Source organism: uncultured Arenimonas sp. (assembly GCF_963976025.1).
Classification (GTDB): Bacteria; Pseudomonadota; Gammaproteobacteria; order Xanthomonadales; family Xanthomonadaceae; genus Arenimonas.
Genome location: NZ_CAXBJS010000175.1, coordinates 1 through 5321, shown reverse-complemented (window position 1 = coordinate 5321; position 5321 = coordinate 1). Strand labels below are relative to the sequence as shown.

At 67.8% G+C, this 5321-nt stretch carries 6 protein-coding genes; 3 read left to right on the top strand and 3 right to left on the bottom strand.

Translation table 11 applies throughout. The annotated features are described in order from the left end of the window. The 3 genes from AACZ35_RS11985 to AACZ35_RS11975 form a co-directional block, all read left to right on the top strand. Positions 1-744, top strand: a 744-nt coding sequence (locus tag AACZ35_RS11985) for a hypothetical protein (protein ID WP_339829587.1), incomplete at its 5' end; no start/stop codon positions are given. 111 nt (positions 745-855) lie between these two features. Further along, positions 856-1674, top strand: a complete 819-nt coding sequence (locus AACZ35_RS11980) for an alpha/beta hydrolase (protein ID WP_339829584.1) — start codon at positions 856-858, stop codon at positions 1672-1674. Then, positions 1671-2783 (top strand): ATP-binding protein, encoded by a 1113-nt coding sequence (locus tag AACZ35_RS11975; RefSeq protein WP_339829581.1) that lies wholly within the window; start codon positions 1671-1673, stop codon positions 2781-2783. Before AACZ35_RS11980 ends, AACZ35_RS11975 begins: the two co-directional genes overlap by 4 nt. 79 nt (positions 2784-2862) lie before the next feature. Here AACZ35_RS11975 and AACZ35_RS11970 read toward each other — a convergent pair whose 3' ends face one another. The 3 genes from AACZ35_RS11970 to AACZ35_RS11960 form a co-directional block, all read right to left on the bottom strand. Further along, complete coding sequence (locus AACZ35_RS11970) at positions 2863-4599, bottom strand: hypothetical protein (RefSeq protein ID WP_339829578.1); 1737 nt, start codon at positions 4597-4599, stop codon at positions 2863-2865. A 117-nt stretch (positions 4600-4716) separates the two neighbouring features. Beyond that, the gene (locus AACZ35_RS11965) at positions 4717-5064 is read right to left on the bottom strand and encodes a hypothetical protein (RefSeq protein ID WP_339829576.1); all 348 of its coding nucleotides are present in this window, start codon (positions 5062-5064) and stop codon (positions 4717-4719) included. A gap of 15 nt (positions 5065-5079) precedes the next feature. After that, positions 5080-5321: hypothetical protein (locus tag AACZ35_RS11960; RefSeq protein WP_339829574.1), on the bottom strand; the 242-nt coding region annotated here is incomplete at its 5' end.

Here is a 5321-nt window from a genome sequence, read left to right as displayed (position 1 = left end):
GCCGGCGTCGTGCTGCCCATGGACAACGGCCGCCGCGTCGGCGCCAGCCTGCAGCTTGAAGCCAATCCCACGCTGGGCCTGCTGTGCGACAACAGCGCCGTTGCCCGCAGCGTCGGCCAGCTGGCGCAGCACTGCCTGGCCGCCAACCTGGCAAATTCCGGCACCGCCATCCCGCTGGCGCTTTCGCGCCCGGGCGTGCGCGCCAACGCCACGCTGGAAGGCAACCGCAGCCGCCTCACCGCCAGCATCGGCCTGAACCAGTTCGACACCCAGGCGCCGCTGCTGCTGCCGGGTGCGCGTTTCGGCGGCGCCCAGAGCGACCTTATCCTCAGCCTCGCCGGCGCCAACATCGAAGAAACCGACATCGGCCTGCTGGGCGAAATGCAGGTCGGCCAGACCGGCTGGATCAGCGTCGGAGGCACCCTGGCCCGCGCCCGCATCGTTGGCGCCAACCAGCTGCCCGGCGGCGTGCGCCCCGAGTGGAACACCGGCACGCTGCGCCTTGAAGCCGGCTTCGGCGACTTCGGCGGCGAAATCGTCGGCCGCATCATCGAACTGCCCGGCAGCCCGGCCACCTACAGCGACGTCGGCATCGGCGTCACCTGGCGCGCCCCGTGGCAGGCCCGCCTGAGCGTCGGCGCCGCCAGCCTCGCCAGCCGCGGCCAGAACCCCTTCAGCACCTCCACGGACGACGACGAAGAGTCGACCCGCGTCCCGTACATCCGCTACGAACAGGATCTCTGATCCCGTTCGATCTGTGATGCAGTTCCTCGGCCCTCACGCGCCTTCCACGTAACATCCCGGTCAGCCCGCGCACCCTGCGTTCGCGGCCCGTCGCCTTACCCCCGGACCGCGATGAACCTGGCCCTGAGCCCCGCCCAAGACTGCCTGGCCCGCCACCGCGTGCGCGTGTTTGGTGACGGCCGTCGCACGCTCGTTTTCGGACCCGGCTTCGGCTGCCAGCAAACGGTGTGGGAACCGGTGGCCATGGAACTGGCCCGCGAGCATCGCGTGGTGCTGTTCGACTTCCATCTCGACCACGCCTTTGCCGACAACCCGCAGGCCCCGCCCTACGACAGCCTGTGGGCGCACGGCACCGACGTGGTGGAAATGCTTTCCGCCCTGGACCTGCACGACGCCATCTTCGTGGGCCATTCGGTGGCCGGCATGATCGGCCTGCTGGCCGCCATCCAGGCGCCAAAACGCTTCGAACGCCTGGTGATGCTTGGCCCTTCGGCGCGTCACCTCAATGACCCGCCGCACTACACCGGCGGCTTCGAGCGCGCCCAGGTGGACGGGCTGCTGGACCTGATGGACCGCAACTTCCTGGACTGGTCGAACACCGTGGCGCCGCTGGCCTTCGGCGAGTTCAACGACCCCGCCTACGCCGCCGACTTCCAGGCCCGCCTGTGCCGCCAGGACCCGCGCGCCCTGCGCGAATTCCTGAAGCTGACCCTGCTTTCCGACCACCGCGCCGAGCTGGCGCGCTGCCCGGTGCCGGTGCTGGTGGTGCAGAACCCGCACGACGACTTCGTGCCCCTGGCCGCCACCCGCCACCTGGTGGACCAGCTGCCCGACGCGCGCCTGCGCCTGCTCGACGCCAGCGGCCACTGCCCGCACATCAGCCATCCCTGCCAAGTAATCCGCGCCCTGCGCGAAAGCCTGACTGCATGAATCGCGCGCTCGACCGCCCCGCCGAAGACGTACTGGACACCCTGCCCTGCGCCCTGCTGTGCTTCGACGGCTCCGGCCGTGTATGCGGCAGCAATGCCCGCCTGCTGGCCCTGGTGGGCCGCAACCGCCGGCAGGTGATGGGCAGCCGCGTGGACACCCTGCTGACCGCCGGCAGCGCCATGTTCCTGCGCACCTACGTGCTGCCGCTGCTGATGGGCCACGGCCAGGCGGACGAAATCGCCCTGGACCTGCAGCACGTGGACGGCAGCGAACTGCCCGTACTTATTTCCGCCCGCCGCGAAGGCCTGGGCGCCGACGCGGTAGTGCACTGCGCCATCCTGCCGGCACCGCGCCGCACCGACCACGAACGCGACCTGCAGCGCGCCCGCCGCGAAGCCGAACACGCGCGCAGCCACCTTGAACGCGTCAACGCCGACCTGGACCGCTTCGCCGCCAGCGCCGCCCACGACCTGTCCGAACCCACCCGCAAGGTGCGCGCCTTCGGCGACCGCCTGCTGCACAGCCAGCGCAGCCAGCTGCACCCCAGCGACCGCGACTACGTGGCGCGCATGCTGGCCGCGGCCGAACGCATGCAGGGCATGATCGACGGCCTGATGCAGCTGGCCCGCACCGGCAAGGCCCGCGAAGACGGCCCGCGCCGCCCGCTGGCCGAGGTGGTGCGGCAGGTTCTGGCCGACTTCGACCGCCACATCACCGCGGCCGCCGCCGAAGTAGTGGTCGGCGAACTGCCCGACGTGGAAGTGGACGCCACCGCCGTCGGCCAGGTGCTGCAGAACCTGCTGTCGAACGCCATCAAATACCGCCGCGAAGGCGTGGTGCCGCAGCTGCACATCGAAGCCGGCTGGCTGAACCCCGCGGACGCGCCCACCTGGTGGCTGCGCGTACGCGACAACGGCACCGGCTTCGCCCCCGAACACGCCTGCCGCTTGTTTGAACCCTTCCTGCGCCTGCACGACAAGCACAAATACCCCGGCGCCGGTTTGGGCCTGGCGACCAGTCAGCGGCTGGCCCAAGGCCTGGGCGGCTGCCTGCGTGCCGAAGGCCGCCCCAACGAAGGCGCCACCTTCACCCTGACGTTGCCGGCCTGACCGCCCCCTGCTGTCGCACTGACCGCCCCCTGTAGGAGCGCCTTCAGGCGCGAATCTCTTAAGCTCCTGTGGGAGGGACTTACTCCTCGTCGGCCGCCAGCGCCGGCGGTGCCGACGCGTCTTCCATGCCCCGGCCCGGCGGCAGTGCCTGCTGCGCCGACGCACCGTAGGCCTGCTTCAGATCCGCTTCGCGCTTGAGCGTCTCCGCCTGACCCGCGTGCACTTCCTGCACGGAGGCGCCGATGAAGTCGCGAATGTGTTCAAGCGTGTCCAGGATCGGCAACACGCTGGTGATCGTGCGTGGCCCATTGATGAAGAAACTGGTGGACTCGACCGCGAAGTGCGCCACCGAGACTTTGGCGCCATTGATGCTATGGATGGCAGACGTGGTTTCGCTACCGGTGCGCACGACCCCGGTACTTGCAGTGAGCTGGTCGCGGAGGATCTGGTGGTCCACCTGGTAGTGGCCCTGGACTTCGATCTTGAGCACTTCGGATGTGTAGTCGAAGCGCTGCCAGAGCTGGTGCGCCATGGCGAACGCATACTCAGCCGCCGCCAGCACGCTGGCCAAGGCTGTGACCGCCAACACAATTTCGAAGGAAGCGACCAGTGCCGGCAACTCGCCCAGGAACCAGAAGAACATGCCGACGAAGGTGAACATCATCACCACGCCAGCGACGCCCAGCAGAAGGATCGGTCGTTCGCGCGAGCTTTTCAACACTTCCTGGAAGCGCTCGGCCAATGCCACCTTGCCCTGCCCGGCGCTGGCGCGCGGCGCCGACTCCACGAAGCGTAGGCCATAGAACGGCGAACTGCCCTGGCGCTGGGGCAGCAGTGGGTCGACCGGCGGCTTGACCGGCTTCGGAATGAAACCATGCCGACGGCCAATGAAGTTGTACAGGAAGGTGTCGAGGCGCGCGAAGGCGTGACGCATGTCGGCCTTGCCGACCGGCAGGTCCAGGGGCCTTTCATCAGCCTTGGACTTTTCCAGTTCGGCCGTCTGCGCCACCAGTGCCAGGTAGCACAGCCAGCCAACCAGCACCGACGCCACCAGCAGGCCCAGGGTGACCCACACGGTAAGCATCGACGGAACGTAGTACAGCCGGGCGACGATCTGTTCCCCCGGGATGATGCGGGCAAGCAGCGGCGCGATCGCGAGCAACACGAGGAGCGCGATGTCGCCACGGCGCACGCCAGTGGCCAGGTCGGTCAGCACCTCGGGCTGCTGCTTGATCAGGCGCACCACGATGCCCCAGGGCCTGACGACGCGGGTCAGCACCAGCAGCAAGTAGAGCCAGGCCACGATCGGCTGGGCCGGCTTGCCCCAGGTAAGCAGCATTGCAACCACGAAGCTGGCCAGGATCGCGGCGGCGAACAGGCTTCGCTCCCATTGCGCCACACCGATTCGCTGGATGAAGCCGGGGGCGTGCCTGATGCCCGGGACCTTCTTGAGCAGCATGTTCGCCAGCGTGCCCGAGGTCGGGTCGAGCGTCGGGATCCCGTTCTCGATGATGACCTTCAGGTAGTCCGGCGTGGGCTCGTTGGCGCGAGCCTGCAGCGGCTGGATGTTTTCCGGGGAAATGGAGAAGTAGGAGTACCGCCAGGCCCAACCGGCATGCGTCATGGCCACCAGGACCAACAGGAACGCACCGACCAGCCGGACGACGTCCAGGCCGCCCTCGCCCGTGGCCAACACGCCAAGCCACATTCCGGCCACGCCGGTGACGGCAGCCACCGCGTAGTGAAGCACGTTCGCCAGTGCCAGCGGGTTCGGAAATTCTTCGGTGCCGCGCGGCTTGCTTACATCTCGACTCATGACTTTCCCCATGCTCCCCCGTCCAAGATCGGGATTATGGGGGTCTGGCCGCGCCTTCACGGCACTTGCTCCCGGGACGGGGCTGCGAAAATTTCTCAGCGCCCCAGCAGCCGCCTTTCAGTGCGTGCCCGAGACCTGCCCATCGGCCACTTGGGCTGCCAGCACCACCAGATCCGCCGCATCAAGCACGCTCGCATGGCGATACCTAAGGGTTCTGTTCACCCAGAACCAATACGTTGGTACCGAACACGCGCCGTAGCGCGAGGCAAGGACCGGAGAGGACCCCAGGTCCACCTCCTGAACAACAAAGGGTGCCAACAATGTCCGCGCCGCCAAGGCCTCGTGCCTGGCGCGATTGCAGTGGTCGTTGCCGAGCACAGTGCACAAGAAGATCACGTGCGGATTCCTGACCACTTCACTGGGGAAGGCCGCCTGCGAACACAGCGGCAAGCTAGGAACTGCCATCTTTCCCTCCATCGCCTAGCCTCCCAGGGCTGACCTGACTCGGCCCACATGCTCGAGTTGGCCAATGCCTCCGTTGGTTGCCTTGAAGGCAACTGCACGATCGCATGAGGCCTCCACGATTTCGTCCATGGCTGGCGAATTGGCGCGGAATGTATTCCCACCCGCCAAGGGTTCGACAGTAACGTCACCCTGCTGCTGCAGTCGGCGCTGAAGCTCGACCACGAAGGCATTCAGGGGCGTGGCGGGCGCACCCGGCT

Excerpts from the sequence above, each read along its gene's own strand:
- AACZ35_RS11970 (WP_339829578.1), bottom strand. The coding sequence starts at position 4,599 with ATGAGTCGAGATGTAAGCAAGCCGCGCGGCACCGAAGAATTTCCGAAC.
- AACZ35_RS11965 (WP_339829576.1), bottom strand. The coding sequence starts at position 5,064 with ATGGCAGTTCCTAGCTTGCCGCTGTGTTCGCAGGCGGCCTTCCCCAGT.
- AACZ35_RS11975 (WP_339829581.1), top strand. The coding sequence starts at position 1,671 with ATGAATCGCGCGCTCGACCGCCCCGCCGAAGACGTACTGGACACCCTG.
- AACZ35_RS11980 (WP_339829584.1), top strand. The coding sequence starts at position 856 with ATGAACCTGGCCCTGAGCCCCGCCCAAGACTGCCTGGCCCGCCACCGC.